This is a genomic window from Rhodococcus sp. T2V, assembly GCF_029269925.1.
GTDB lineage: Bacteria > Actinomycetota > Actinomycetes > Mycobacteriales > Mycobacteriaceae > Rhodococcus_F > Rhodococcus_F koreensis.
Map to the genome: position 1 here is coordinate 27,255 of NZ_JARJBD010000056.1, position 25,748 is coordinate 53,002.

Consider the following 25,748-nt stretch of genomic DNA (forward strand, 5'->3'; position numbering starts at 1 on the left):
GACCCCAAACACTTGAACTTGACGACGGATTCAACTATACAAAAGAGAGACGCGAGTCACAACGCACGGCGAAGGAGAGGACACCTCGTGAAGGTTGCACAGAAGGTCGCCATCGTGACCGGCGGTGGCGGCGGAATCGGCGGGGCGATCGCGGACCGTCTCGCCGAACAGGGCGCCAAGGTGCTGGTCGCCGATCTCGACCCGGACGCAGCCGCCGTCGTCGCGGACGGCATCAACGCCCGCCACCCGGGATCCGCCGTCGCCGACGGTGGCGACGTCGCGGACGCCGATCAGATCCGGCGCATCATCGACCGTGCGGAGACCGAGTTCGGGCCGGTCGATCTCTACTTCGCCAATGCCGGCATCGCGGGAGCGCCCGGCCTCGACGCCGGCGACGCCGACTGGGACCTCGCGTTCGACGTCAACGTCCGCGCCCACATTCGCGCCGCCCGGCAACTCGTGCCGAAGTGGATCGCGCGCGGCGAGGGCTATTTCGTGTCGACCGCCTCTGCCGCCGGCCTCCTCACCCAGATCGGCTCGGCGACCTACGCGGTCACCAAACACGCGGCCGTCGCGTTCGCCGAATGGCTGTCGGTCACGTACGGGGACGACGGGGTTCGCGTCAGCTGCCTCTGCCCGATGGGAGTCGAGACGAAGTTGATGCGCTCGGGCGAGAACTCGGGTGATCCCCTCGGCGTCGCCGCCACGAAGGCCGTCGTCTCGGCGGGGGAGGTGCTGCAGCCCGAGCAGGTCGCCGACATCGTGCTCGACGCCGTGGACCGGGAGACGTTCCTGATCCTGCCGCACGAGAGCGTCCTCACCATGTACCGGCAGAAGGGGTCCGACTACGACCGCTGGCTGCGCGGAATGCGCCGTTTCCAGAGTTCGCTGCTGGAGCACGCGTGACCGACGAGCCCGCAGACCTGGTCCTCGCCGAGCGGCGCGGACCGGTCCTGGTACTGACATTCAACCGGCCCGGCAAGCTGAACGCCTGGACCGACGACCTCGAGGACCGCTACTTCACGCTGCTCGTGGACGCCGAGGACGACCCGGACGTGCGCGCGATCGTCGTGACCGGAGCCGGGCGCGGGTTCTGCGCCGGCGCCGACCTCGGCCGCCTGCAGGCCGTCGGTGACGTGTCCGACGCGGACCTCCTCCGCCCGCGCCCCCGCGACCTTCCCGCAACGCTGCGGAAACCGCTCATCGGGGCGATCAACGGGGTCGCGGCCGGACTCGGCATGGTGGAGGCCCTCTACTGCGACGTCCGGTTCGCGTCCGCATCGGCACGGTTCACGACCGCGTTCGCCAAGCGCGGGCTGATCGCCGAATACGGCATCTCCTGGCTGCTGCCCCGACTCGTGGGGCGCAGCCGGGCCACCGACCTGCTGCTGTCGAGCCGCATGGTGGACGCCGAGGAGGCGCTGCGCATCGGACTCGTCGACCACCTCGTGCCGGACGGTTCGGTCGTCGACGCCGCGGTCGCCTATGCCGCGGACCTGGCGGCGAACTGCTCGCCGACGTCGATGGCCGTCATCAAGGACCAATTGCACCGCGATGCGGACGGCACCTACGCCGACTCCGTGGCCCGAGCGGAAGGCCTGATGGTGCAGGCGTTCCGCGGGGCCGATCTCGTCGAGGGAGTCCAGAGCCACCTCGACAAGCGCACACCCGTGTTTCCCTCACTACCCGTCAGGAGTTCCCATGTCCCTGTTTGACATTTCCGCACGCGCCCAGCAGTTGCAGGTCGTTCTGCTCGAGTTCATGGATTCGCACGTGTATCCGGCGGAGGCGGTGTACGAGAAACAGATGCGGGAGTCGGGGGATCCGCATTTCCAGCCGCCGGTTCTGGAGGAGCTCAAGGCGGAGGCACGGCGCCGGGGGCTGTGGAATCTGTTCCATCCGCACCCGGGCACGGGCGCGGGGTTGACCAACCTCGAGTACGCCCCGTTGGCGGAGATCATGGGGCGCAGCCACATTGCGTCGGAGGCGTGCAACTGCAATGCGCCGGACACGGGCAACATGGAGGTACTGGAGCTGTTCGGCACGGCCGAGCACAAGGAGAAGTACCTGAAGCCGCTTCTCGACGGGACGATGGCGTCGGCGTTCGCGATGACCGAGCCCGCGGTGGCGAGTTCGGACGCGACCAACGTGGAGTTGTCGATGGTGCGTGACGGCGACGAGTACGTGCTGAACGGCCGCAAGTGGTTCGCGTCGAACGCGTTGCACCGCAACTGCAAGGTGCTGATCGTGATGGGCAAGACGGATCCGTCGGCGGCGCCGCACCGGCAGCAGTCGATGATGGTGGTGCCGATCGATGCGCCCGGGGTGACGGTGATGCGGGGGCTGCCGGTGTTCGGGTATCAGGACCGTGAGGGGCACGCGGAGATCGATTTCGCCGATGTGCGGGTGCCGGTGACGGACGTGCTGAAGGGCGAGGGCGAGGGATTCGCGATCTCCCAGGCCCGGCTGGGGCCGGGCCGGATCCACCACTGCATGCGGGCGATCGGGATGGCGGAGCGGGCACTCGAATTGATGTGCCGCCGGGCGTCGTCGCGGGTGACGTTCGGGAAGCCGGTCAGTGAGAACGCGAACATCCAGGACTGGATCGCGGAGGCGCGCATCGAGATCGAGATGATCCGGTTGCTGACGCTGAAGGCGGCGTATCTGATGGACACGGTGGGAAACAAGGAGGCGCGGACGGAGATCGCGGCGATCAAGGTGGCGGCTCCGAACATCGCGTTGAAGATCGTGGACCGGGCCATTCAGGTGCACGGCGGTGCGGGCGTCACCGACGACTTCCCCCTCGCCATGGCCTGGGCGCATCTGCGCACCCTGCGCCTGGCCGACGGTCCCGACGAGGTCCACAAGCGCGCCATCGCGCGGCAGGAACTGCGGCAGTACCGCGACGCCGCCCACGCTTCCACCAACGGACACAAGGTTGCGGTGAGCTGACATGGCCGGACTCGACCTCACCGGACGCACCGCGATCGTCACCGGCGCCTCGCGGGGTATCGGCCTGGCCGTCGCCCGGGCCCTCGCGGCCGCCGGTGCCAACGTGGTGCTCACCTCACGCTCCCAGGAATCGGCCGACGCCGCCGCAGCGCAGGTCGGGGGGACCGCGATCGGCGTCGCCGCGCACGCCGTCGACGAGGACGCCGCCCGGCGCTGCGTCGACACCACCGTCGAACGCTTCGGCAGCCTGGACATCCTCGTCAACAACGCGGGAACCAACCCCGCCTTCGGACCGGTCATCGACCAGGACCACGCACGGTTCGCCAAGACCTTCGACGTGAACCTGTGGGCGCCGGTGCTGTGGACCGGCCTCGCCACGAAGGCGTGGATGGGCGAGCAAGGCGGCGCCGTGGTCAACACCGCGTCCATCGGCGGCATGGCGTTCGAGGCGAACATCGGCCTGTACAACGCATCGAAGGCCGCCCTGATCCACCTCACCAAGCAACTGGCACTGGAACTCTCACCCAACGTGCGGGTCAACGCCGTCGCTCCCGGTGTCGTGCGGACCAAGCTGGCCGAGGCGCTGTGGAAGGACCACGAGCAGGCCGTGTCGGCGTCCACGGCGCTGGGGCGGATCGGCGAACCCGAGGACATCGCGTCCGCGGTCGCGTTCCTCGTCTCCGATGCCGCGAGCTGGATCACCGGCGAAACCATGGCGATCGACGGCGGGCAACTGCTCGGCGACGCAACTCCGTTCCGGCAGGGGGCTCAGCTCGGTGTCTAGCGTGGACGTCGTCGGCATCGACACCGAGGCCGTGAGCCGCTGGATCGGCGCGCTCGGCATCGACACTGCCGGACCGCTGACCTTCGACCGGATCGGCCTCGGCCAGTCGAACCTCACCTACCTGGTCCAGGACCGGGCGGGTCGCAGATGGGTGCTCCGGCGCCCACCCCTCGGGCACCTGCTCGCGTCGGCCCACGACGTCGCCCGCGAGGCGCGGATCCTCTCCGCCCTCGAGGACACCGCGGTGCCCACCCCGCGGGTGTTCGGGCTCACCGACGACCCGGAGGTCACCGAGGTACCGCTGCTGCTGATGGAGTTCGTCGACGGACAGGTCGTCGATCGCATGTCGATCGCGGAGTCCCTGACCCCGGAACGTCGCCGGGCGATCGGCCTGTCGCTGCCGCGGACGCTGGCGAAGATCCATGCGGTGGACCTCGAGGGCACCGGTTTGATCGACCTGGCCAGCCACAAGCCTTACGCGCAGCGTCAGCTCAAGCGGTGGTCGGGTCAGTGGGAGAAGTCGAAGACCCGCGAGCTGCCCGCCCTCGACGACCTGACCGGACGACTCACCGACTCGGTGCCGGAACAGCGGGAACTGACTCTCGTGCACGGCGACTTCCACCTGCGCAACGTCATCACCTCCCACGCGACCGGAGAGGTGACCGCCGCCCTGGACTGGGAGCTGTGCACGCTGGGCGACCCGCTCGCCGACGTCGGCAGCCTGCTCGCGTACTGGCCGGAGCCGGGTGAGACCACCGGCGGCGACTTCCCGGCGTCCACCCTCGACGGTTTCCCGGACCGGGTGGAGATCGCCGGGGTGTACCTCGACGAGACCGGACGCGACCCGAAAGCCCTGGCGTTCTGGCACGTCCTCGGCCTGTGGAAGGTGGCGGTCATCGCGGAGGGCGTCATGCGCCGCGCCCGGGACGAACCGGAGAACAAGGCGGCCGCGGGCACCCCGACCGTCGAGCGCATCGACGACCTCGTGGCCAAGGCGTGCGACATCGCCGCCCGGGCCGGAATCTGACCGAAGGACTGAGGACGATGAGCACTGACGAACAGGCGATCGCACGCGACCTGAGCGGCCGCATCGCGACCCTCCTGGAACAGAACGAACAGTCGGATCCGGCCCGGTTCCTCGGGGCCCGATTCGACGCCGGCCTCGCGTGGGTCCACTTCCCGCCCGGGCGCGGCGGTCTGGGCCTGCCGCAGAGCTTCCAGGCGCAGGTCGACGCCGAACTCGCGGCCGCAGGGGCGCCCGGCCCGGCGAAGAGCCGCAACGGGATCGGGCTGGGCATGGCGGCGCCGACCATCGCCGCGTTCGGCACCGGCGAACAGCAGCAGAAGTACCTTCGGCCGATCTTCACCGGCGAGCACATCTACTGTCAGCTGTTCAGCGAACCGGGGGCGGGTTCCGACCTCGCCGCCGTCGCGACGCGAGCCGTCCGTGAGGGTGACGGATGGACGGTCAACGGGCAGAAGGTGTGGACGTCGGGGGCGCAGAACGCGCAGATGGCCATCCTTGTGGCCCGCACGGATCCGTCGGTGCCCAAGCACGCCGGGCTGACCTACTTCCTGTGCGACATGAGCGATCCCGGAATCGACGTCCGGCCGCTGCGGCAGATCACCGGTGAGGCCGAGTTCAACGAAGTGTTCCTCACCGACGTCCACATTCCCGATTCCGATCGGCTCGGCAGCGAGGGACAGGGCTGGAAGGTGGCCACCGCGACCCTCAACAACGAACGGGTCGCGATCGGCGGTTCCGCGGCCGTCCGCGAGAGCGGCATGATCGGACCGGTCGCCCGCGCCTGGCGCGAACAACCCGAGCTCCGCGACCCCGCGATGCACGACGAACTGCTCCGGCTGTGGGTCGAAGCGGAAGTCGCCCGGCTGACCGGCGAACGGCTGCGGCAGCAACTCGAGGCCGGGCAGCCCGGCCCCGAGGGATCCGGCCTGAAGCTGGCCTTCGCACGGCTCGCGCAAACCATCTCGGGTTTCGATATCGAACTCCACGGTGAGGCCGGGCTGCGCTACGACGACTGGACCATGCGCCGCCCGGACAGGGTCGACTTCACCGGCCGCGAACCCGGATACCGGTACCTGCGCGCGAAAGGCAACTCGATCGAGGGCGGCACGTCCGAGATCCTGCGCAACGTCATCGCGGAACGCGTCCTCGGCCTCCCGCCGGAGCATCGCGTCGACAAGGACATCGCCTGGAAGGACCTGCCCCGATGAACACCGCAGATCTGCTGTACTCCGACACGGAAGACGCCCTGCGCGACAGCGTCCGCCGGCTGCTCGCCGACCGCTGCTCGCACGAACTGGTCATCGGGGCGTACGACGGGACGCCCGCCGACTTCTCCGGGGTGTGGAAATCCCTCGCCGTCGAACTCGGCCTGGCCGGTCTGCTCGTCCCCGAGGAACTGGGCGGCGCCGGGGCGAGCGCCCGTGAGGCCGCGGTGGTCATGGAGGAGATCGGGCGCGCCGTCGCACCCGTCCCGTATCTGTCCAGCGCCGTACTCGCGACGGTCGCGCTGCTGAAGGCGGGCGACACCGAGACGGTCGGCGCACTCGCCGACGGCACCACCACCGGTGCGCTCACGGTCGGGCTCGCGACCGCACCCGGCCGGTTCACCCCGGCCGTGCGCCGGGACGGCGACTCCCTCACCGGGACCGTGACCGGTGTCGCGGGCGCCGCGGATGCCGACATCCTGATAGTGCCGGTCGAGGGTCCGGCCGGGCTCGAACTGCACACGGTGCCCGCGGGCACCGCCGGGGTCACCGTCACCCCCGTGCTCGCGCTCGACATGACCCGGCCGCTGTCCGACGTCGCGTTCGACGCCGCAGCGTCCGCCCGCATCGACCACGGCAACGCCGCGGACGCGGTCCGGGAGGCCCTCGTTCTCGGCGCCGCACTTCTCGCCTCCGAGCAACTCGGGCTCGCGCAGTGGTGCTTCCAGACGACGCTCGCGTACGTCAAGGACCGAACCCAGTTCGGCCGGGCCGTCGGGTCGTTCCAGGCGATCAAGCACCGCCTTGCCGACCTGTGGCTCGAAGTGACGTCCGCGGCCGCCGCCGCCCGCTACGCCGCCGACACCGCCGCCCGGGGCGACGCCGACGCCGAGGTCGCGGCCGCCGTCGCGCAGGCGTACTGCAGCGGGGTCGCGGTCCACGCCGCGGAGGAGTGCGTTCAGTTGCACGGCGGGATCGGCATGACCTGGGAATACCCCGCCCACCTGTATCTGAAGAGGGCGAAGAGCGACCAGTTGGCATTCGGCACCGCCTACCGTCACCGCGCGCACCTCGCCGGCCTGATCGACCTGCCCGCGTAACCCGGGCCCCACCACCGACAGTCAGGAAGCAATCCATGAAGGCATGGCGAGTCCACGAACTCGGCGAGCCGCGCACCGCGCTGCAGCTCGAGGAGGTTCCGGATCCCACGGCAGGCCCCGGGCAGGTACTGGTCCGGGTCCTCGCCGCACCGGCGAACTTCCCCGACGTGCTGCTGTGCCGCGGCGAATACCAGATCAAGCCGCCACTGCCGTTCACGCCCGGAGTCGAGCTGTGCGGCGAGGTGGTCGCGGTCGGTGACGGTGTGACCCGCTTCGCCGCCGGCGACCGGGTGATCGGCAACCCGAACCTGCCCGGCGGCGCATTCGCGCAGATGGCCGTGATGGACGAGGTCAATACGTTCGCGGCCCCGTCCACACTCGACGACGCCGAGGCGTCGGCGTTGAGCATCGGCTACCAGACGAGTTGGTTCGCGCTGCACCGGCGGACGCAACTGAAGCCGGGGGAGACGCTGCTCGTGCATGCTGCCGCGGGCGGAGTGGGCAGCGCCGCGGTGCAACTGGGCAAGGCGGCGGGAGCGAAGGTCATCGGCGTCGTCGGTGGCGCAGACAAGGCCGACTATTGCCGGCGGCTGGGCGCGGATCTGGTGATCGACCGGCGCACCGAAGATTTCGTCCCGCTGGTCAAGGAATTCACCGGCGGACGCGGCGCGGACGTCGTCTACGATCCGGTCGGCGGCGACGCCTACGCGAAGTCCACCAAGTGCATCGCGTTCGAGGGCCGGATCCTCATCATCGGCTTCGCAGGCGGCACCATCCCGACGCCCGGCCTCAATCACGCCCTGATCAAGAACTACTCCATCATCGGACTGCACTGGGGCCTGTACAAGCAGTACAACCAGCAGGCGATCGCCGACTGCCACGAGGAGTTGACCCGCCTCGCCGAGTCCGGGGCGATCAGGCCGCTCATCAGCGAGCGGCTCTCGCTCGCGGACGTGGCCGACGGAATCGGCCGGCTCGGCGACGGCAGCACCGTCGGCCGCCTCGTCTTCCAACCCTGAAGTCTTCCAGCCCTGAAAGGGAACGCACATGGATGCAGGTTCGCTGTTCGACGTCGCAGGCAAGACCGTGGTGGTCACCGGAGGTTCGCGGGGTATCGGCCGGATGATCGCGCAGGGGTTCGTCCAGGCCGGGGCGACCGTCGTGATTTCCGCCCGCAAGGCGGAGCCGTGTGAGAAGGCCGCGGCCGAACTGTCCGCCCTCGGCCCGGGCACGTGCCACGCCCACCCCGCCGACCTGTCCACCGAGGCGGGGATCGCGGGGCTGGTCGCGCGGGTCGCCGACATCTCGCCCCGACTGGACGTCCTGGTGAACAACGCCGGCGCGACGTGGGGTGCGCCGATCGACGACTTCCCCGCCGCCGGGTTCGACAAGATCTTCGACATCAACGTCAAGGGCGTGTTCCTGCTCACCCAGGCGCTGCTGCCGAGTCTGCGGGCCGCGGCGACGGACGGCGACCCCGCCCGGGTGATCAACATCGGGTCGATCGACGGACTGGTGGTGTCCGGTACCGAGAACTTCTCGTACGGTGCGAGCAAGGCCGCGGTCCACATGCTCACCCGCAAGCTCGCCGCGGCGCTGGCCGCGGAGCGGATCACCGTCAATGCCATTGCGCCGGGACCCTTTCCGAGCAAGATGATGGCCTTCATTCTCGACGACCCGGAGCGGAAGGAGGCGATCGAGGGATCGGTGCCGCTCGGCCGGGTCGGCACACCGGAAGACGTCGCGGGCACCGCGATCTTCCTCTCCTCACGCGCCGGGGCCTACGTCACCGGCACCGTCGTCCCCGTCGACGGCGGTATGTCGGGCACACGCTGAACAGCAGGTCACGCAGTCGGAACACGGAACGAGCGAGAGGCGGCACGGCGACGATGAGCTGGTACGACGACAGGCCCTGGATGGACCGGTACGACGAGAACACGCGCTCCGTGGGGGAGATCCCCGCCCGGACAGCGCTCGACATGTTCTCGGCCGCGGTCGAGTCCGCCCCGGACGGGCCCGCCGTCCGGTACCTCGGCGGCACCCTGAGCTACCGCGAGGTCGACGAACTCAGCGACGGCGTGGCCGCATACCTCGCGGAGAACGGATTCGGGACCGGCGACCGGCTCGCGATCTACCTGCAGAACGTCCCGCAGTTCGTGCTGGCGTTGATCGGCACGTGGAAGGCCGGCGGGGTCGTCGTCCCGCTGAACCCGATGTACAGGGACGAGCTCGCCCACATCCTCACCGACGCCGGAGTCACCGCGATCGTGTGCAGCGAGAACGCGTGGGCCGATCGGGTGGGGGAGCGCGCGTCCGCCGCCGGCGTGCGGATCGCGCTGACCGCCAGTGAACTCGACATCCAGACCTCGGACGACGCGCGGGTGTTCGGGGGCGTGACCCGGGCGCGCGCCGAGGGCGTGCCCGACCTGCTCGAGGTGGCCCGGGCCCGCGCGGGCGCCGACCTGCCGGATCCCGGGCTGGTTCCGGACGACATCGCGCTCGTGTCCTACACGTCCGGAACGAGCGGAGTCCCCAAGGGCGCCACCAACACGCACCGGAACCTCACCGTCAACAGTTCCATCCTGCGCCTGTACGAGAGCAAACCCGCCGGTTCGCCGATCTTCGCGCTCGCCCCGCTGTTCCACATCACCGGCATGGTGTGCCAGTTGCTCACCGCGATCGACCTGGCGTCGCCGTTGATCCTCGCATACCGGTTCGAGGCCGGCGTGGTGCTCGACGCCCTCGAGCGGGAGCGGCCGGTGTTCATGGTCGGCCCGTCCACCGCCTACATGGCGCTGATGGCGCACCCCGACTTCTCCGGCGAGCGCTTCGCCTCGCTGGAGGCCGTGATGTCCGGTGGCGCCCCGCTGCCACCCGCCATCGTCGAACGATTCCGGGACCTCACCGGAAAGTACATCCGCAACGGGTACGGGCTCACCGAGACCAGCGCGCCGTGCGTCGTCGTCCCACCGAATCTGGAGGCGCCCGTCGATCCGTCGTCCGGCACGCTGGCGATCGGCCTGCCGCTGCCCTCCGCCGTGATCCGCATCGTCGGGGAGGACGGCGCCGACCTCGACCCACTCGAGGTCGGGGAGATCGCCGTCGACGGACCCATGGTCGTGCCCGCGTACTGGAACAAGCCGGACGCCACGGCGCAGTCGCTGCCCGGCGGCCGGTTGCTCACCGGCGACGTGGGATTCATGGACGACCAGGGCTGGGTGTACGTCGTCGATCGCAAGAAGGACATGATCAACGCGTCCGGTTTCAAGGTCTGGCCGCGTGAGGTGGAGGACGTCCTCTACCGGCATCCCGCCGTCCGGGAGGCGGCCGTCGTCGGCGAACCGGACAGCTACCGCGGCGAGACCGTCGCCGCGTTCGTCAGCCTCCGCCCCGGGCAGACGGTGGAGACGGACGACCTCGTCGAGTACTGCCGGGAGCGGCTCGCCAGTTACAAGGCACCGCGGCGGGTCGAGATCGTCGACGAACTACCCAAGACGGCCAGTGGGAAGATCCTCCGACGCGAGATGCGCCGCAGCACCCCGGCCTGAACCCGCCACCGTCTCCGACGAACGGGACGCTCGTAGCGTCAGATCGAACGAGCGTCCCGTTCGTCCCGTCGATCAGGCACGAAAAAAGCTGCACCGCCGGAGCGGTGCAGCTTTGTCGTGTGCCCCCGGCAGGATTCGAACCTGCGACCTTTCGCTCCGGAGGCGAACGCTCTATCCCCTGAGCTACGGGGGCGCACCGGAAAACCGGTGTGCCGATTGGGCTGGCCAATGGTAGCGCATAGGTAGGGGGATCGACCAAATCGGTCCCCCTACTTCGTGGACTCGCCCCGGTAGAGGCCCGAACACGCCTAGTGTCGGGAGGACGTGGACGCTCGCGAACTCTCGGGGAGGGGTCGAGAATGACCGATGTACGGCAGCCGGGGTCGCAGGATTCCGACGGGCACTATTCCGATGCCGACCTCGAGTCGGACCTGCGGTGGTGGGCGGCGGCCAACTATCTGACGGTGGCGCAGATCTACCTGCAGGACAACACGCTTCTGCGGGAGCCGTTGCGCCCGGAACACATCAAACCCCGGTTGCTCGGGCACTGGGGAACGAGTCCGGGGCTGTCGATGATCTACGCCCTGCTGAACCGCCTGATCCGCCGGACCGACACCGACTGTCTCTACGTGACCGGTCCCGGTCACGGTGGTCCGGCGCTCGTCGCCGCCACGTACCTGGAGGGGACGTACTCGGAGGTGTATCCGGGCGTGTCCCGCGACGCCGCCGGTATCCACCGGCTCTGCAGGCAGTTCTCGACGCCGGGCGGCATCCCGAGTCACGTCAGCGTGCAGACTCCGGGCAGCATCCACGAGGGCGGCGAACTCGGCTACGCGCTCGCACACGCCGCCGGGGCGGCGTTCGACCACCCGAATCTATTGGTGGCGTGCGTGATCGGGGACGGAGAGGCGGAGACGGGACCGCTGTCCGCGTCGTGGAAACTGCCCGCATTCCTCAATCCGGAACGCGACGGTGCGGTGTTGCCGATCCTGCACGTCAACGGTGCGAAGATCGCCGGGCCCACCGTCCACGGCCGCAGCAGCGACGCCGACGTCGAAGCGTTCCTCGGCGGTCAGGGGTGGGCGCCGGTCGTCGTCTCGGGCGACGACCCGCGGCAGGTCTTCCCCGCGCTGCATCGCGCGCTGACCGACGCCCACACCGCGATCTCCGACCTTCGGCGGGAGGCGCAGGCAGGCAGGCGCAGCGCCGCCCAGTGGCCGGCGATCGTGCTGCGCACCCCCAAGGGCTGGACCGGTCCGCACACCGTCGACGGCGTGCTCGTCGAGGGCACGCACCGGGCGCACCAGGTTCCGCTGTCGGGGGTCCGCACCGACGAGGCCCATTTGCGTCAACTCGAGGAGTGGATGCGGTCGTACCGCCCGGACGAACTGTTCGACTCGTCCGGCGCACTCGTGCCGGACCTCGTGCGGCTGGCGCCGCAGGGTGACAAGAGGATGGGTTCGTCGCCGTACGCGAACGGCGGCCGCCTGCGCGCGGATCTTCCGGTGCCGCCCCTGGAGAAGTACGCGCTCCCGATCGAGAAACCCGGCACCACCCACCACGAGACCACCCGGGTGCTCGGGGAACTGCTCCGCGACCTCTACGCCGCCACCACCACGACCGACGGCGGTGGTTACTTCCGGTTGTTCTGCCCGGACGAGACGTCCAGCAACCGGTTGGGCGCCGTCTTCGAGGTGACCGACCGGTGCTGGCAGCTTCCGGTCACCGACTACGACGACGGACTGTCGGCCCGTGGCCGGGTGATGGAGGTCCTCAGCGAGCACCTCTGCGAGGGCTGGCTGGAGGGGTACCTGTTGTCGGGGCGGCACGGACTGTTCGCGAGCTACGAGGCCTTCGCGATGGTGAGCGTGTCGATGCTCGTCCAGCACACCAAGTGGCTGCAGCATGCGGTGGATCTGCCGTGGCGCGCGCCGGTGGCGTCGCTGAACGTCCTGCTGACCAGCACCTGCTGGCGCAACGACCACAACGGGTTCAGCCACCAGGGGCCGGGAATGATCGACGCCGTCATCCCGCTCGCACCGGACGTGGTCCGCGTGTGGCTCCCACCGGACTCGAACACCCTGCTCTCGATCGCCGACCACTGCCTCCGCAGCACCGATCACGTCAACCTCGTCGTGGTCGACAAGCAGCCGCACCTGCAGTACCTGACCCTCGCGGAGGCGCACGCGCACTGCGCGGCCGGGGCGTCGGTGTGGGAGTGGGCGGGAACGGAGTCTTCTGCGGGCACCGAACCGGACGTCGTGCTCGCCGCCGCCGGGGACGTCCCGACCCAGGAAATTCTCGCCGCCGCGCAGTTGCTGCGCGAACACACCCCGGAACTGGTCACCCGGGTGGTCAACGTCGTCGACCTGATGGGGCTGCTCACACCCACCGAGCACCCGCACGGATTCGACGCGCGCACGTTCCTCGACCTCTTCACCGCGGACACCCACGTGGTGTTCGCGTTCCACGGGTACTCGCGCGCCGTCCACGAGTTGATGCACGGACGTCCCGCACCGGACCGCTTCCATGTCCGCGGCTTCAGCGAACAGGGCACCACGACCACACCGTTCGACATGGTCGTGCTCAACCGGATGAGCCGCTACCACCTCGCCCTCGCCGCGCTGCGCCGCACGCGGCGCGAACCGGCCGGTGCCACGGAGTTGGCCGACTTCTGCCTCCGGCAACTCGAACGGCACGGCGAATACGTCGTCGCGCACCTCGAGGACATGCCCGAGGTGCGCGACTGGACGTGGTCGTGACGCCGGACGTCAGTTCATCGGCAGGGGAGCGGCGCCCTTCGAGGTGAGCATGTTCGTCATCACCGTCGCCTCGCTCTGCTGGGTGTCCACCATCGTCTGAGCGAGGCTGCGGACCGCGTCTTCCGACGCGTGCTGGGCCGCGTACTCCATCATCGGGAGCCCGCCCTGGTGGTGCCGCAGCATCAGCTGGAGGTACAGGACGTCGACGGCCGGGCCGGTGGCCTGACGCAACGCGGCCATGTCCTCCGACGACGCCATGCCGGGCATCTTCGACATCGACCCCATGTGCGTGTTCTCGGCGGTCCCGTGGGTGTGACCGTCCGAGTGCTCCGATTCCATCCAGCCCATGTAGCCGCCCGACGGCAGCGCCGGCTGATCCCACAGCGCGAGCCAGCCCTGCATCTGTCCGAGCTGGTTCTGCTGCGTGGTGAGGATGTCGTATGCGAGGCTGCGGACCGCCGGGTCGGTGGCATTGGCCAGCGCGATCGCCGACATCTCCACCGCCTGGCTGTGATGCACGCTCATGTCCTGCGCGAATCCGACATCGACGGAACCGGCCTCGGGAACCGGGGTACCGGAGTCCTCGAGCGGAAGCCGGGCGAGGAACCCGAGCGCGAATCCGAGGGCGATGGCGCCGATCAGCCCGATGACCAGGAGCGCTGTGCGCTGACTGGGCCGGGCCGGGGTCGCCTCGTCGACGGAATCGGTCTCGGGTCCGTGCCCGGTGCCGGCGGAACTAGCCATTGCCGCCCTCGGCCGGGGCCTGCTGCAGATCTGACGGCAGCTGCAGGTCGGACGGGAGCTGCATGCCGCTCGGCAGCTGCGCTCCCGCGCCGCCGGATTCCGACTGGTCGGGGTTGATACCGCCACCGTCCATCGGCACCGCGTCCGCACCCGGCGTGGACGGGTCGAACGGCGGCGGGTTGTCCGGGTCGAAACCGGAGCCCGGGATGGACGAGCAGCTCGCGCCGACCTCGGGATACGTGTTCTTGTTGATCCGCAGCGCGGTGATGAACTGGTCGATGCGCTCGTCGTCGACGCTGTCCACCTTCAGCTGGTGGCCCCACGACTGCACGGAGACGGGGCTGTCGAGGCCCGGGTACGGCGACAGCAGCGTGTACGTCTCGCCGTCCACCTTGTCCTTCAGCGTCTCGACCTGGTCGGCGGACAGCTCGTCCGGGTTGTAGGCGATCCACACGGCGCCGTGCTCGAGCGAGTGCACCGCGTTCTCGGTGCGGATCGCGTTCGGGTAGACCGTGCCGGTGCACGTCGCCCAGATGGCGTCGTGCGGGCCGCCGAACGGCGGCGACTGGTCGTACGCGACGCGCTGCGTCGGCTGGATGTGGATGCCTGCCGGGTAGTCGACCTTCACGACGCCGTCGATGTTGACCGACGGATCGGGGTTCTCGGCGCTCGGCGCGTACTTCGCGGCCTCTTCCTTGGCCTGATACTTGGGAACCAGGTTGATCGCGAGGACCGCCACGAGCGCGAGAACGGCCGCTCCGGCGCCGATCGTCAGCCACGGGATGTTCCGCGGAGCGGACGCGCCGCCCTTGACTTTCGCGCCGCCGCTCTTCTTCTTGGCGGCCTTGATGGCCTTCGCCGACTTCGCGCCCGAGTTCTTATCGGGACCGCGACTTTCCGAACCGCTTGGCATCGATTGTGATCTTTCGGTGTGTGGGTTACGGGCGCTCGACCCCCCGGTGACCGGGAGTTGAGAGCCGGGACTCAGGGCGATCCCACTGTACTTACCCACCCTGAGCGCAACCTGGGAGAGTGGCCGGGCCCACGCTCGCCGGCGGTCGCCGGGACTCGCGGGAAGCCGGATCACCGCTCGGGACGCGTTGGCCATAGGATAGATACCTGTGACTCCAGCTGACCTTGCCGAACTGCTCCGCGGAACCGCCGCGAAAGTGCTCGCCGAACGCGGACTCGACGTGTCCGTGCTTCCCGAAACTCTCACGGTCGAGCGTCCGCGCAATCCCGAGCACGGCGATTACGCCACCAACGTCGCGATGCAGGTGGCCAAGAAGGTCGGTACCAACCCGCGTGAGCTGGCCGGCTGGCTCGCCGACGCGCTGACCGCGGCCGAGGGCATCGACAGCGCCGACATCGCGGGCCCGGGCTTCCTCAACATCCGCCTGGCCGCCGACGCGCAGGGCGCGATCGTCGCGAAGATCCTCGAGGCGGGTGCCGCCTTCGGGTCCGGCCACACGCTCGACGGCAAGAAGATCAACCTCGAGTTCGTCTCCGCGAACCCCACCGGCCCCATCCACCTCGGTGGAACCCGATGGGCCGCGGTGGGCGACGCGCTGGGGCGGATCCTGTCCACCCAGGGCGCGGCGGTCACGCGCGAGTACTACTTCAACGACCACGGCGCCCAGATCGACCGGTTCTCCCGCTCGCTGATCGCCGCCGCCAAGGGCGAACCCGCACCCGAGGACGGATACGCGGGCGCCTACATCGCCGACATCGCCACCGCAGTGCAGCAGCAGCGCCCCGACGTGCTGGACCTGCCCGCGGGCGAGCAGCAGGAGGTCTTCCGCGCCATCGGCGTCGACCTGATGTTCGCGCACATCAAGCGCACCCTGCACGAGTTCGGCGTCGACTTCGACGTCTACTTCCACGAGAACTCGCTGTTCGAGTCCGGCGCGGTGGAGAAGGCCGTCGAGACGCTGAAGGATTCCGGCAACCTCTTCCAGGAGGACGGCGCCTGGTGGCTCAAGAGCACCGACTTCGGCGACGACAAGGACCGGGTCGTCATCAAGAGCGACGGCAACGCGGCGTACATCGCCGGTGACATCGCCTACTTCCAGGACAAGCGCTCCCGCGGCTTCGACCTGTGCATCTACATGCTCGGTGCGGACCACCACGGGTACATCGGCCGGCTCAAGGCGGCCGCGGCCGCGTTCGGCGACGACCCCGACACCGTCGAGGTGCTCATCGGCCAGATGGTGAACCTGGTCCGCGAAGGCGTGGCCGTGAAGATGAGCAAGCGTGCCGGCACCGTCATCACCCTGGACGACCTGGTCGAGGCGATCGGCGTCGACGCGTCGCGGTACGCCATGATCCGGTCTTCGGTGGATTCGAGCATCGACATCGACCTCGAACTGTGGACGAGCACCGGCAACGAGAACCCGGTGTACTACGTGCAGTACGCGCACGCCCGGCTGTCGGCCATCGCCCGCAACGCCGCCGACCTCGGCATCGCCGTCACGGATCCCGACTTCTCGCTGCTGATCTCGGAGCAGGAGGGCGATCTGATCCGCACCCTCGGCGAGTACCCGCGGGTCGTGACCAGCGCCGCGAATCTGCGTGAGCCGCACCGCATCGCGAGGTATCTGGAGGAACTGGCCGGTGCCTATCACCGGTTCTACGGTGCCTGCCGCATCCTGCCCCAGGGCGACGAAGAGGTCGGCCCGCTGCACATCGCGCGACTGGCGCTGTGCGACGCGTCCCGTCAGGTTCTGGCCAACGGTCTCGCCCTGCTCGGCGTCAGCGCACCGGAGCAGATGTGAACGCGCACCCCGCCGGTCCCAAGCACGCCGAGCAATTGCACGCGCCCGGTCTGCCCGAACGTCCCGCCGACGCCGCCGCATTCGCGGCGCTCTCCCCCGAGGTGTGGCCCCGCAACGCCCGCCGCGCCGCGGACGGAGTGGTGAGCCTCGCGGGCATCCCGGTCACCGAACTGGCCGAGAAGTACGGCACCCCACTGTTCGTCGTCGACGAGGACGACTTCCGGTCCCGCTGCCGCGACATGGCCCGGGCCTTCGGACCGACGGCCAAGGTGCACTACGCGTCCAAGGCGTTCCTGTGCGGCGAGATCGCCCGCTGGGTCGCCGACGAGGGCCTGTCCCTGGACGTCGCGTCGGGCGGCGAACTCGCGGTCGCGCTGCACGCCGGATTTCCGGCGGAACGAATTGCCATGCACGGCAACAACAAATCGGTCGCCGAGCTGACCGCCGCCGTATCGGCCCGGGTCGGGCACATCGTGCTCGACTCCGCCACGGAGATCGACCGGCTCGACAAGGTGGCCGCCGAAGCCGGTGTGGTGCAGGACGTCCTGATCCGCGTGACCGTCGGAGTCGAGGCGCACACCCACGAGTTCATCTCCACCGCCCACGAGGATCAGAAGTTCGGGTTCTCGCTCGCCGGCGGTAAGGCGATCGACGCGGTCCGGCGGGTCTTCGCCGCCGACAACCTGCGTCTCGTCGGTCTCCACAGTCACATCGGCTCGCAGATCTTCGACGTCGACGGCTTCGAGGTGGCCGCGCACCGCGTGATCGGGCTCCTGCGGGACGTGGTCGCGGAGTTCGGCGTCGAGAAGACCGCCCAGATCTCGATCATCGACCTCGGCGGCGGCATGGGAATTTCCTACGTCCCCACCGACGACCCGCCGCCGGTCGACCAGCTCGCCGCCAAACTCGGCGACATCGTGCGCCACGAGTCGGCGCTCGCCGGTCTGCCGGAGCCGACGCTGGCCGTCGAACCCGGCCGCGCGATCGCCGGACCGGGAACGGTGACGCTGTACGAGGTCGGCACCATCAAGGACGTCACCGTCGGCAGCAACCTCACCCGCCGGTACGTCAGCGTCGACGGCGGTATGAGCGACAACATCCGCACCGCGCTGTACCAGGCGGAGTACGAGGCCAAACTGGTCTCGCGGGTCAGCGACGCGGCGCCGGTGGTGTCCCGCGTCGTCGGCAAGCACTGCGAATCCGGTGACATCGTGATCCGCGACACCTGGATGCCCGAGGACATCGACGCCGGCGACTTGCTCGCCGTCGCGGCCACCGGTGCATACTGCTATTCGATGTCGAGCAGGTACAACCTGCTCGCCCGCCCTGCCGTGGTGGCGGTGCGCGACGGACAGTCGCGCGTGATCCTGCGGAGGGAAACCGTGGAAGACCTGTTGAGCTTGGAGGTACAAGAGTGACGAGCGAATCGGCGCATCGCGCTATCGGTGTGGCCGTCCTCGGCCTCGGCAACGTCGGGAGCGAGGTCGTGCGCATCCTGCAGGAGCACAGCGAAGACCTCGAGGCTCGCGTCGGCGCCCCGCTGGAACTGCGTGGAGTGGCCGTCCGCCGCCCCGGCAAGGACCGCGGAATTCCCGAGGAGTTGCAGACCACCGACGCGGAGTCCCTCGTGGCCCGCGACGACGTCGACCTGGTCGTCGAGGTGATCGGGGGCATGGATCTGCCCCGCAAGCTGATTCTCTCGGCGCTGAACTCCGGCAAGTCCGTCGTCACCGCCAACAAGGCGCTCCTCGCCGATCACACCGGTGAACTGGCCGAGGCCGCGGAACTGCACAACGTCGACCTCTACTTCGAGGCCGCCGTGGCGGGCGCGATCCCCGTGATCCGCCCGCTCATCCAGTCGCTCGCGGGCGACCGGGTGAACAAGGTCGCCGGAATCGTGAACGGGACCACCAACTTCATCCTGTCGGCGATGGACGAGACCGGCGCGGACTACGCCGCGACACTCGCCGAGGCCGGACGCCTGGGATACGCCGAGGCCGATCCGACCGCCGACGTGGAGGGCTACGACGCCGCGGCCAAGGCCGCCATCCTCGCGTCGATCGCGTTCCACACCCGGGTCACCGCCGCCGACGTGTACCGCGAGGGGATCTCCAAGATCACCGCGGCCGACCTGACGTCGGCACGCGCACTCGACTGCACGATCAAGCTGCTGTCCATCTGCGAGCGGATCACTACCCCCGAGGGCAAGGAGCGGATCTCCGCGCGGGTCTACCCGGCTCTCGTGCCGCTGGAGCACCCGCTGGCCTCGGTCAACGGTGCGTTCAACGCGGTCGTCGTCGAGGCGGAGAACGCCGGGCGCCTGATGTTCTACGGTCAGGGCGCCGGCGGCGCCCCCACCGCGTCGGCCGTGATGGGCGACCTGGTGATGGCCGCGCGCAACAAGGTGAACGGCGGCCGCGGACCCCGCGAGTCCAAGTACGCCAAGCTGAAGATCGCGCCCATCGGCGACATCCCCACCCGCTACTACGTCAACATGCAGGTAGCGGACAAGGCCGGGGTCCTGTCGGCGGTGGCCGCCGAATTCTCGCAGCACGGCGTCAGCATCTCCACCGTGCGGCAGGAAGGCGCCGGCGACGGCGCCCGCCTCGTCGTCGTGACCCACGTCGCGACGGATTCTGCCCTGTCGGAAACCGTTGAGGCCCTGAGCAAACTCGAATTCGTCACCGCTGTGACCAGCGTGCTGCGACTGGAAGGCACCGAACAATGACCGGCACCCGTAATCCCGTTCACACCCCCTGGCCGGGGCTGATCGAGGCTTACCGCGACCGCCTCGCCATCGGACCGAACTGGAAGACGATCACCCTGCGCGAGGGCGGCACACCGCTGCTGCCCGCCGGGCACCTCTCGGAGATCACCGGTTGCGACGTCTACCTGAAGGTCGAGGGGCTCAACCCCACCGGTTCGTTCAAGGACCGTGGCATGACGATGGCCGTCACCGATGCGCTGGCCCGCGGTCAGCAGGCCGTCCTGTGTGCGTCCACGGGTAACACGTCGGCCTCCGCCGCCGCGTACGCCGCCAAGGCGAAGATGACCTGCGCCGTGCTGGTGCCGCAGGGCAAGATCGCGATGGGCAAGCTCGCGCAGGCCGTCATGCACGGTGCGCGGATCATCCAGGTGCAGGGCAACTTCGACGACTGCCTCGAACTGGCCCGCAAGACCACCGCGGAGTTCCCCACGATCGGGCTCGTGAACTCGGTCAACCCGGTCCGCATCGAGGGTCAGAAGACCGCGGCGTTCGAGATCTGCGACGCCCTCGGCAAGGCGCCCGACGTGCACGCCCTCCCGGTCGGCAACGCCGGCAACATCACCGCCTACTGGCGCGGGTACTCCGAGTACTACGCGGACGGGCTCACCAGCGTGAAGCCCCGCATGCTCGGAGTCCAGGCCGCGGGCGCGGCGCCGCTCGTCCACGGTGCGCCGGTGAAGGACCCGGAGACCATCGCGACCGCGATCCGCATCGGCTCGCCGGCATCCTGGAACGGCGCGGTCACCGCCAAGGAAGAGTCGCACGGCGCCTTCCGGGCCGCCACCGACGACGAGATCCTCGAGGCGTACCGGCTGATCGCCAGGACCGAAGGGGTCTTCGTCGAACCGGCATCGGCCGCGAGCGTCGCGGGCCTGCTCGCCGCCCGCAAGGAGGGCTGGCTGGACTCCGGGCTGACCGTCGTCTGCACGGTCACCGGTAACGGCCTCAAGGACCCCGACACGGCGTTGGCGGGTATGCCTGAGGTCCAACCGATCCCGGTCGACCCGGTCGCTGTCGCCTCGGCCCTCGAGCTGGCGTAGTGGGGGCGCCCACGCCCACCACGCCGCAGGACCAGACCGCCACCATGACACAGACCCTCCCCGCGGGCCTCACCGTGACCGCTCGCGTGCCTGCGTCGAGCGCCAACCTCGGCCCGGGTTTCGACACGCTGGGCATCGCGCTCGGACTGTACGACGAGATCACCGTGACGACGACGGCTTCGGGGCTGAACATCCGGGTCGAGGGCGAGGGTGCCGACGACGTGCCGTGGGGTCCGTCCCATCTCGTGGTCCGGGCGATCGAACGCGGCCTGGAATCGGCCGGTGTGTGGGCCGACGGCCTGGACGTGGTGTGCCGCAACGTGATACCCCACTCTCGGGGTCTGGGGTCCTCCGCATCCGCCGTCGTGGGGGGACTCGCGGCCGCCAACGGCCTGGCGATCAAGCTCGACCCCGAACTCGGACTGTCGCTCGATCAGCTCGTCCAGCTGTCGTCGGAATTCGAAGGGCACCCCGACAACGCGTCGGCGAGCGTGCTCGGCGGCGCGGTCGTGTCGTGGAGCTGCGCGGGTGAGCAGGCCGACGGAGCCCCCGCTGCCACCGACATCTACTCGGCCGTCCCGCTGAAGGTGCACCCCGCGATCCGGGTCGTCGCACTGGTTCCGGGGGAGCGCTCGTCGACGGCCCACACGCGGGGTCTGTTGCCGGAGACGGTTCCCCACCGGGATGCCGCGTTCAACGTCAGCCGCGGGGCCCTCGCTGTGGTGGCGCTCACAGAGCGTCCCGACCTTCTGATGTCGGCCACCGAGGACCGACTGCATCAGACGCAGCGCGCTCCGGCCCTCCCTCTGACGACGCGATGGATCGCCGTCCTCCGCAAGGCGGGTATCGCCGCCACCGTCTCCGGAGCCGGACCGACCGTACTCGCATTGACCACGGAGCCTTTCCCCGTGGATCTTCGAGCACAGGCCGAGGCCGAGGGGTTGCAGGTTCTCGAACTGGACGTAGCCGACGGCGTCCGGACCAGCTGACACGCCGTAGGGGCGTCTCCTTGCCCCTACGGTCGTTCACAGCTATCCTGGGCAATGTCCGTACATCGTGCGCATCAGACGCCGGTGCTTCACCAGGGCAATTACTCCAGGTCAATCGGGGTTGACGGCTCCTGGCACGATCCTCCGCACTATCTGTCGTGTAGGGATTGCGAGTACGCGCCTGTTTCAAGGGTGATGTGATGGCGGGCAAGCCGGCAGTTCTTCACATGCAACTACGTACGGCACATCCGAATTCGGTATTCGAAACCGAATTACGGGACGAACCCTCGACTCTGCGCAGCGCGAGTGAGGGAAGGAAAGGACCTCCGTGACCGATACGGACCTCATCGCCGCTCCTGTGCGCGCCTCCTCGGTGGATACCGTTGGCGCGCAGGCAGGCGACTCTTCACAGGCGTCATCAGTGACGGCCTCCACAAAGCGCGCCGACGCGCGCCGAGGTGCCGGGCTGTCCGGAATGGTGCTCACCGAGCTCCGCTCTCTCGCAGGTGAGCTGGGCATCAAGGGCATTTCGGGGATGCGCAAGGGCGACCTGATCGCCGCGATCAAGGAGCGTCAGGGCGGCTCTGCGGCCCCGGCCGCTGCCGCGACCGAAACCGCTCCCCGGACCCGGGCGACGCGCGCCAAGCGCGAACAGTCCGCTCAGACCGAACTCGAAGTGATTCCGCAGGCGGAACCCGCCGAGAAGGCCGCCGAGCCCAAGACGGCCGAACCTGCGACGGCCGACGGCGCAGCAGGCGACACGGACACCGCCGAAGGCGGACGTCGTGGTCGCCAGCGCCGCGGATCCGCACGTCGGGCAGGCGCTCCCGAGCAGGGTGACCAGGGCGGCAACGCCCAGGACACGGCCTCGGCGACTGCCACCGACACGCAGCAGGCCGAGCGCAAGCAGGTCGAGGACCGTCAGGATTCCGCCGAGAAGCCGGCGAAGCAGGACGGCTCCGGCGAGCAGGGCGGCGACCGCAACCGACGTGAGCGCGGCGACACCCGTGGTGATCGCGGCGAGACCCGCGGTGACCGGGGCGACCGCGGCGACCGCGACCGTGGCGACCGTGGCGACCGCAGCCAGGGCGGCAACGGCCCGCGCACCAGCGACAACCGCCCCGGCGACGACGAGGAAGGCGGTCGCGGACGCCGCGGACGTCGCTTCCGCGAACGTCGTCGTGGACGCGACCGCGGTGAAGGCGGCGGCGGTGACGCTCGCGAGACCGAGATCCGTGAGGACGACGTCCTGCAGCCGGTCGCGGGCATCCTGGACGTCCTCGACAACTACGCGTTCGTGAGGACCTCCGGCTACCTGGCCGGACCGAACGACGTCTACGTGTCGATGAACCTGATCCGCAAGAACGGCCTCCGTCGCGGCGACGCCATCACCGGCGCCGTCCGGGTGGGACGCGAGGGTGACCAGGGCAACCAGCGGCAGAAGTTCAACCCGCTGGTCCGCATCGACACCGTCAACGGCGGCGACGTCGAAGCGGCCAAGAAGCGCCCCGAGTTCGGCAAGCTCACCCCGCTGTACCCGAATCAGCGGCTGCGTCTGGAGACGACGCCGAACATCCTGACGACGCGTGTCATCGACCTGGTGATGCCGATCGGCAAGGGACAGCGTGCGCTGATCGTGAGCCCGCCGAAGGCCGGTAAGACCAGCGTTCTGCAGGCCATCGCGAACGCCATCGCGACCAACAACCCCGAGTGCTACCTCATGGTGGTGCTGGTCGACGAGCGTCCCGAAGAGGTCACCGACATGCAGCGTTCGGTGAAGGGCGAGGTCATCTCCTCGACCTTCGACCGCCCGCCGGGAGACCACACGTCGGTCGCCGAGCTCGCCATCGAGCGTGCGAAGCGCCTGGTGGAGGCGGGTAAGGACGTCGTCGTCCTGCTCGACTCGATCACCCGCCTCGGCCGTGCGTACAACAACTCGTCGCCGGCGTCGGGACGTATCCTCTCCGGTGGTGTCGACTCGACCGCGCTGTACCCGCCGAAGCGTTTCCTCGGTGCTGCGCGCAACATCGAGAACGGCGGTTCGCTCACGATCATCGCGACGGCAATGGTCGAGACCGGTTCCACCGGCGACACCGTGATCTTCGAGGAGTTCAAGGGCACCGGTAACGCGGAGCTGAAGCTCGACCGCAAGATCGCGGAACGCCGCGTGTTCCCGGCCGTGGACGTGAACCCCTCGGGCACCCGTAAGGACGAGCTGCTGCTCAGCCCGGACGAGGCGGCGGTGCTGCACAAGCTCCGGCGCGTGCTCTCCGGTCTCGATTCGCACCAGGCCATCGATCTGCTGATCGACCGGCTCAAGAAGAGCAAGAGCAACCTCGAATTCCTCATGCAGGTGTCGAAGACTGCTCCGGGCGCGATCGACGACTGATCATCGACCCGAAGCGGGGCCCGGCGACTTTCGGTCGCCGGGCCCCGCTGTTTCGCCCTCCGGAATCACCGTGGAACAAAACGTGGGCCACCCGCGTTGACCACACCGCAAGCACAAATTGCCGATTGGGATCGAGAACCTGCGATCTGGCATACTGAGCGGCTGAGTCCGGTTCCGGTTCACGTCTTCGAACGGCGAAGGCGACCCGGCGACCATTGAAAGGGACACCATGAAGTCAGGCATTCACCCCAATTACGTGGCCACCACCGTGGTCTGTGGTTGCGGCAACACCTTCGAGACCCGCAGCACCAAGGAGACCGGGCGTATCAACGTCGAGGTCTGCTCGCAGTGCCACCCGTTCTACACCGGCAAGCAGAAGATCCTCGACACCGGTGGACGTGTCGCCCGCTTCGAGGCTCGCTACGGCAAGCGTGCCGGCAAGGGCGCAGCCAAGGAATCTGCAGAGTCCTAGCTGTTCCGCCGACGCCCGTCCTGCGATAATTGCAGGCCGGGCGTCGGCTTTTTTGTGCCTACTTCCCGAACGAACGCAGAGCGGAGCGAATCATGGCAGGGACCACCCAGCCTTCGGCCATCGACGACATCCTGGCCGAACATGCCGGCCTGGAGCAGCAGTTGGCGGACCCGGCCCTGCACAACGACGCCTCCGCGGCCCGCAAGGCGGGCAAGCGATTCGCCGAACTCGCACCGATCATGGCGACGTACACCAGGCTCAAGTCGGCGCAGGACGATCTGGAGGCTGCGCGGGAACTCGCCGCCGACGATTCCAGCTTCGCCGCCGAGGTGCCCGCACTCGAGGAGCAGGTCCTCGAACTGGACAAGACCCTCACCGATCTCCTGGCTCCCCGCGACCCGCACGACGGTGACGACGTGGTCCTCGAGGTGAAGTCGGGGGAGGGCGGCGAGGAATCCGCGCTGTTCGCCTCCGACCTGGCCCGGATGTACGTCCGGTACGCCGAGCGTCACGGTTGGCGCGTCGAGATCCTCGACGCGACCGTGTCCGACCTCGGCGGATACAAGGACGCGACGCTGTCGATCAAGTCGAAGGGCGATGTGCGTGACGGGGTCTGGGCGCGGCTGAAGTTCGAGGGCGGCGTCCACCGTGTGCAGCGTGTGCCCGTGACGGAATCGCAGGGACGCGTCCACACGTCCGCCGCCGGTGTCCTCATCTACCCGGAACCGGAAGAGGTGGAGGAGGTGCAGATCGACGAGACCGACCTGCGCATCGACGTCTACCGCTCCTCGGGCAAGGGTGGTCAGGGTGTCAACACCACCGACTCCGCGGTCCGGATCACGCACCTGCCCACCGGCATCGTCGTGACCTGCCAGAACGAACGCTCGCAGCTGCAGAACAAGGCCCGCGCCATGCAGGTGCTCGCCGCCCGGTTGCAGGCTGCGGCGGAGGAGGCCGCGGACGCGGAGGCGTCGGCGGGCAGGCAGAGCCAGGTGCGCACCGTCGACCGTTCCGAGCGGATCCGCACATACAACTTCCCGGAGAACCGCATCACCGATCACCGGATCGGGTTCAAGTCCCACAACCTGGATGCGGTCCTGGACGGCGAACTCGACGCCCTGCTCGATGCGCTCGGCAAGTCGGACCGTGAGGCGAGGCTCGCCGCGGAGTAACCGCGAAGCCGGGACCGCGCCAC

The 25,748-nt window shown here is 69.1% G+C and carries 21 protein-coding genes and 1 tRNA gene; 19 read left to right on the forward strand and 3 right to left on the reverse strand.

From position 1 onward, the window contains the following. The first annotated feature begins 87 nt into the window (after window positions 1–87). The 10 genes from P3H15_RS34710 to P3H15_RS34755 are packed head-to-tail and all read left to right on the forward strand — an operon-like array spanning window position 88 to window position 10,616. Window positions 88–906 carry an SDR family oxidoreductase gene (locus P3H15_RS34710; RefSeq protein ID WP_276141402.1) on the forward strand — a complete coding sequence of 273 codons (819 nt, stop codon included), beginning with the start codon at window positions 88–90 and terminating at the stop codon, window positions 904–906. After that, on the forward strand, window positions 903–1,715 hold the full coding sequence (locus P3H15_RS34715; protein WP_276141403.1) for an enoyl-CoA hydratase-related protein: 813 nt from the start codon (window positions 903–905) through the stop codon (window positions 1,713–1,715). Before P3H15_RS34710 ends, P3H15_RS34715 begins: the two co-directional genes overlap by 4 nt. Further along, window positions 1,702–2,952, forward strand: coding sequence for an acyl-CoA dehydrogenase family protein (locus P3H15_RS34720; protein WP_276141404.1), 1,251 nt, complete (start codon window positions 1,702–1,704; stop codon window positions 2,950–2,952). Before P3H15_RS34715 ends, P3H15_RS34720 begins: the two co-directional genes overlap by 14 nt. 1 nt (window position 2,953) lies before the next feature. Next, window positions 2,954–3,736 (forward strand): SDR family oxidoreductase, encoded by a 783-nt coding sequence (locus P3H15_RS34725; RefSeq protein WP_276141405.1) that lies wholly within the window; start codon window positions 2,954–2,956, stop codon window positions 3,734–3,736. After that, window positions 3,729–4,763, forward strand: coding sequence for a phosphotransferase family protein (locus tag P3H15_RS34730; RefSeq protein WP_276141406.1), 1,035 nt, complete (start codon window positions 3,729–3,731; stop codon window positions 4,761–4,763). The genes P3H15_RS34725 and P3H15_RS34730 overlap by 8 nt, the downstream gene beginning before the upstream one ends. A 17-nt stretch (window positions 4,764–4,780) precedes the next feature. After that, a complete protein-coding gene (locus tag P3H15_RS34735) occupies window positions 4,781–5,971 on the forward strand; it encodes an acyl-CoA dehydrogenase family protein (protein WP_276141407.1) in 1,191 nt (396 codons plus the stop codon). Beyond that, complete coding sequence (locus P3H15_RS34740) at window positions 5,968–7,068, forward strand: acyl-CoA dehydrogenase family protein (protein WP_276141408.1); 1,101 nt, start codon at window positions 5,968–5,970, stop codon at window positions 7,066–7,068. Before P3H15_RS34735 ends, P3H15_RS34740 begins: the two co-directional genes overlap by 4 nt. Window positions 7,069–7,103: 35 nt before the next feature. Next, window positions 7,104–8,087: an NADPH:quinone oxidoreductase family protein gene (locus tag P3H15_RS34745; protein ID WP_276141409.1), complete on the forward strand. Its 984-nt coding sequence runs from the start codon at window positions 7,104–7,106 to the stop codon at window positions 8,085–8,087. Window positions 8,088–8,115: 28 nt separating this feature from the next. Further along, window positions 8,116–8,904, forward strand: coding sequence for a RhlG family 3-oxoacyl-ACP reductase (locus P3H15_RS34750; protein ID WP_276141410.1), 789 nt, complete (start codon window positions 8,116–8,118; stop codon window positions 8,902–8,904). 53 nt (window positions 8,905–8,957) lie between these two features. Next, complete coding sequence (locus P3H15_RS34755; RefSeq protein ID WP_276141411.1) at window positions 8,958–10,616, forward strand: AMP-binding protein; 1,659 nt, start codon at window positions 8,958–8,960, stop codon at window positions 10,614–10,616. Between the two features lie 120 nt (window positions 10,617–10,736). Here P3H15_RS34755 and P3H15_RS34760 read toward each other — a convergent pair. Continuing rightward, window positions 10,737–10,809, reverse strand: a tRNA-Arg gene (locus P3H15_RS34760). A gap of 166 nt (window positions 10,810–10,975) precedes the next feature. On the opposite strand from P3H15_RS34760, the gene P3H15_RS34765 reads away from it, so the two are divergent. After that, complete coding sequence (locus tag P3H15_RS34765; RefSeq protein WP_276141412.1) at window positions 10,976–13,378, forward strand: phosphoketolase; 2,403 nt, start codon at window positions 10,976–10,978, stop codon at window positions 13,376–13,378. A 9-nt stretch (window positions 13,379–13,387) separates the two neighbouring features. On the opposite strand, the gene P3H15_RS34770 is transcribed toward P3H15_RS34765, so the two are convergent. Together P3H15_RS34770 and P3H15_RS34775 are read right to left on the reverse strand one after the other, a co-directional pair. Further along, a complete protein-coding gene (locus tag P3H15_RS34770; protein ID WP_276141413.1) occupies window positions 13,388–14,122 on the reverse strand; it encodes a DUF305 domain-containing protein in 735 nt (244 codons plus the stop codon). Beyond that, the gene (locus tag P3H15_RS34775) at window positions 14,115–15,035 is read right to left on the reverse strand and encodes a DUF3105 domain-containing protein (RefSeq protein ID WP_072946102.1); all 921 of its coding nucleotides are present in this window, start codon (window positions 15,033–15,035) and stop codon (window positions 14,115–14,117) included. Before P3H15_RS34775 ends, P3H15_RS34770 begins: the two co-directional genes overlap by 8 nt. A 208-nt stretch (window positions 15,036–15,243) precedes the next feature. On the opposite strand from P3H15_RS34775, the gene argS reads away from it, so the two are divergent. The 8 genes from argS (at window position 15,244) to prfA (ending at window position 25,725) form a co-directional block, all read left to right on the forward strand. After that, a complete protein-coding gene (gene argS, locus P3H15_RS34780; protein WP_276141414.1) occupies window positions 15,244–16,896 on the forward strand; it encodes an arginine--tRNA ligase in 1,653 nt (550 codons plus the stop codon). Beyond that, window positions 16,893–18,314, forward strand: coding sequence for a diaminopimelate decarboxylase (gene lysA / locus P3H15_RS34785; protein WP_276141415.1), 1,422 nt, complete (start codon window positions 16,893–16,895; stop codon window positions 18,312–18,314). The genes argS and lysA overlap by 4 nt, the downstream gene beginning before the upstream one ends. After that, the gene (locus P3H15_RS34790) at window positions 18,311–19,624 is read left to right on the forward strand and encodes a homoserine dehydrogenase (RefSeq protein WP_276141416.1); all 1,314 of its coding nucleotides are present in this window, start codon (window positions 18,311–18,313) and stop codon (window positions 19,622–19,624) included. The genes lysA and P3H15_RS34790 overlap by 4 nt, the downstream gene beginning before the upstream one ends. Next, entirely contained in the window at window positions 19,621–20,703 is a 1,083-nt protein-coding gene (gene thrC, locus P3H15_RS34795) for a threonine synthase (protein ID WP_276141417.1), read from the forward strand. Before P3H15_RS34790 ends, thrC begins: the two co-directional genes overlap by 4 nt. 44 nt (window positions 20,704–20,747) lie before the next feature. Continuing rightward, complete coding sequence (gene thrB / locus P3H15_RS34800; protein ID WP_095865910.1) at window positions 20,748–21,692, forward strand: homoserine kinase; 945 nt, start codon at window positions 20,748–20,750, stop codon at window positions 21,690–21,692. 328 nt (window positions 21,693–22,020) lie between these two features. Beyond that, a complete protein-coding gene (gene rho, locus P3H15_RS34805) occupies window positions 22,021–24,081 on the forward strand; it encodes a transcription termination factor Rho (RefSeq protein WP_276141418.1) in 2,061 nt (686 codons plus the stop codon). A gap of 229 nt (window positions 24,082–24,310) precedes the next feature. Next, window positions 24,311–24,553 (forward strand): 50S ribosomal protein L31, encoded by a 243-nt coding sequence (gene rpmE / locus P3H15_RS34810; RefSeq protein ID WP_109328687.1) that lies wholly within the window; start codon window positions 24,311–24,313, stop codon window positions 24,551–24,553. A 92-nt stretch (window positions 24,554–24,645) separates the two neighbouring features. Beyond that, on the forward strand, window positions 24,646–25,725 hold the full coding sequence (prfA, locus tag P3H15_RS34815) for a peptide chain release factor 1 (protein ID WP_072946113.1): 1,080 nt from the start codon (window positions 24,646–24,648) through the stop codon (window positions 25,723–25,725). Window positions 25,726–25,748: the final 23 nt, after the last annotated feature.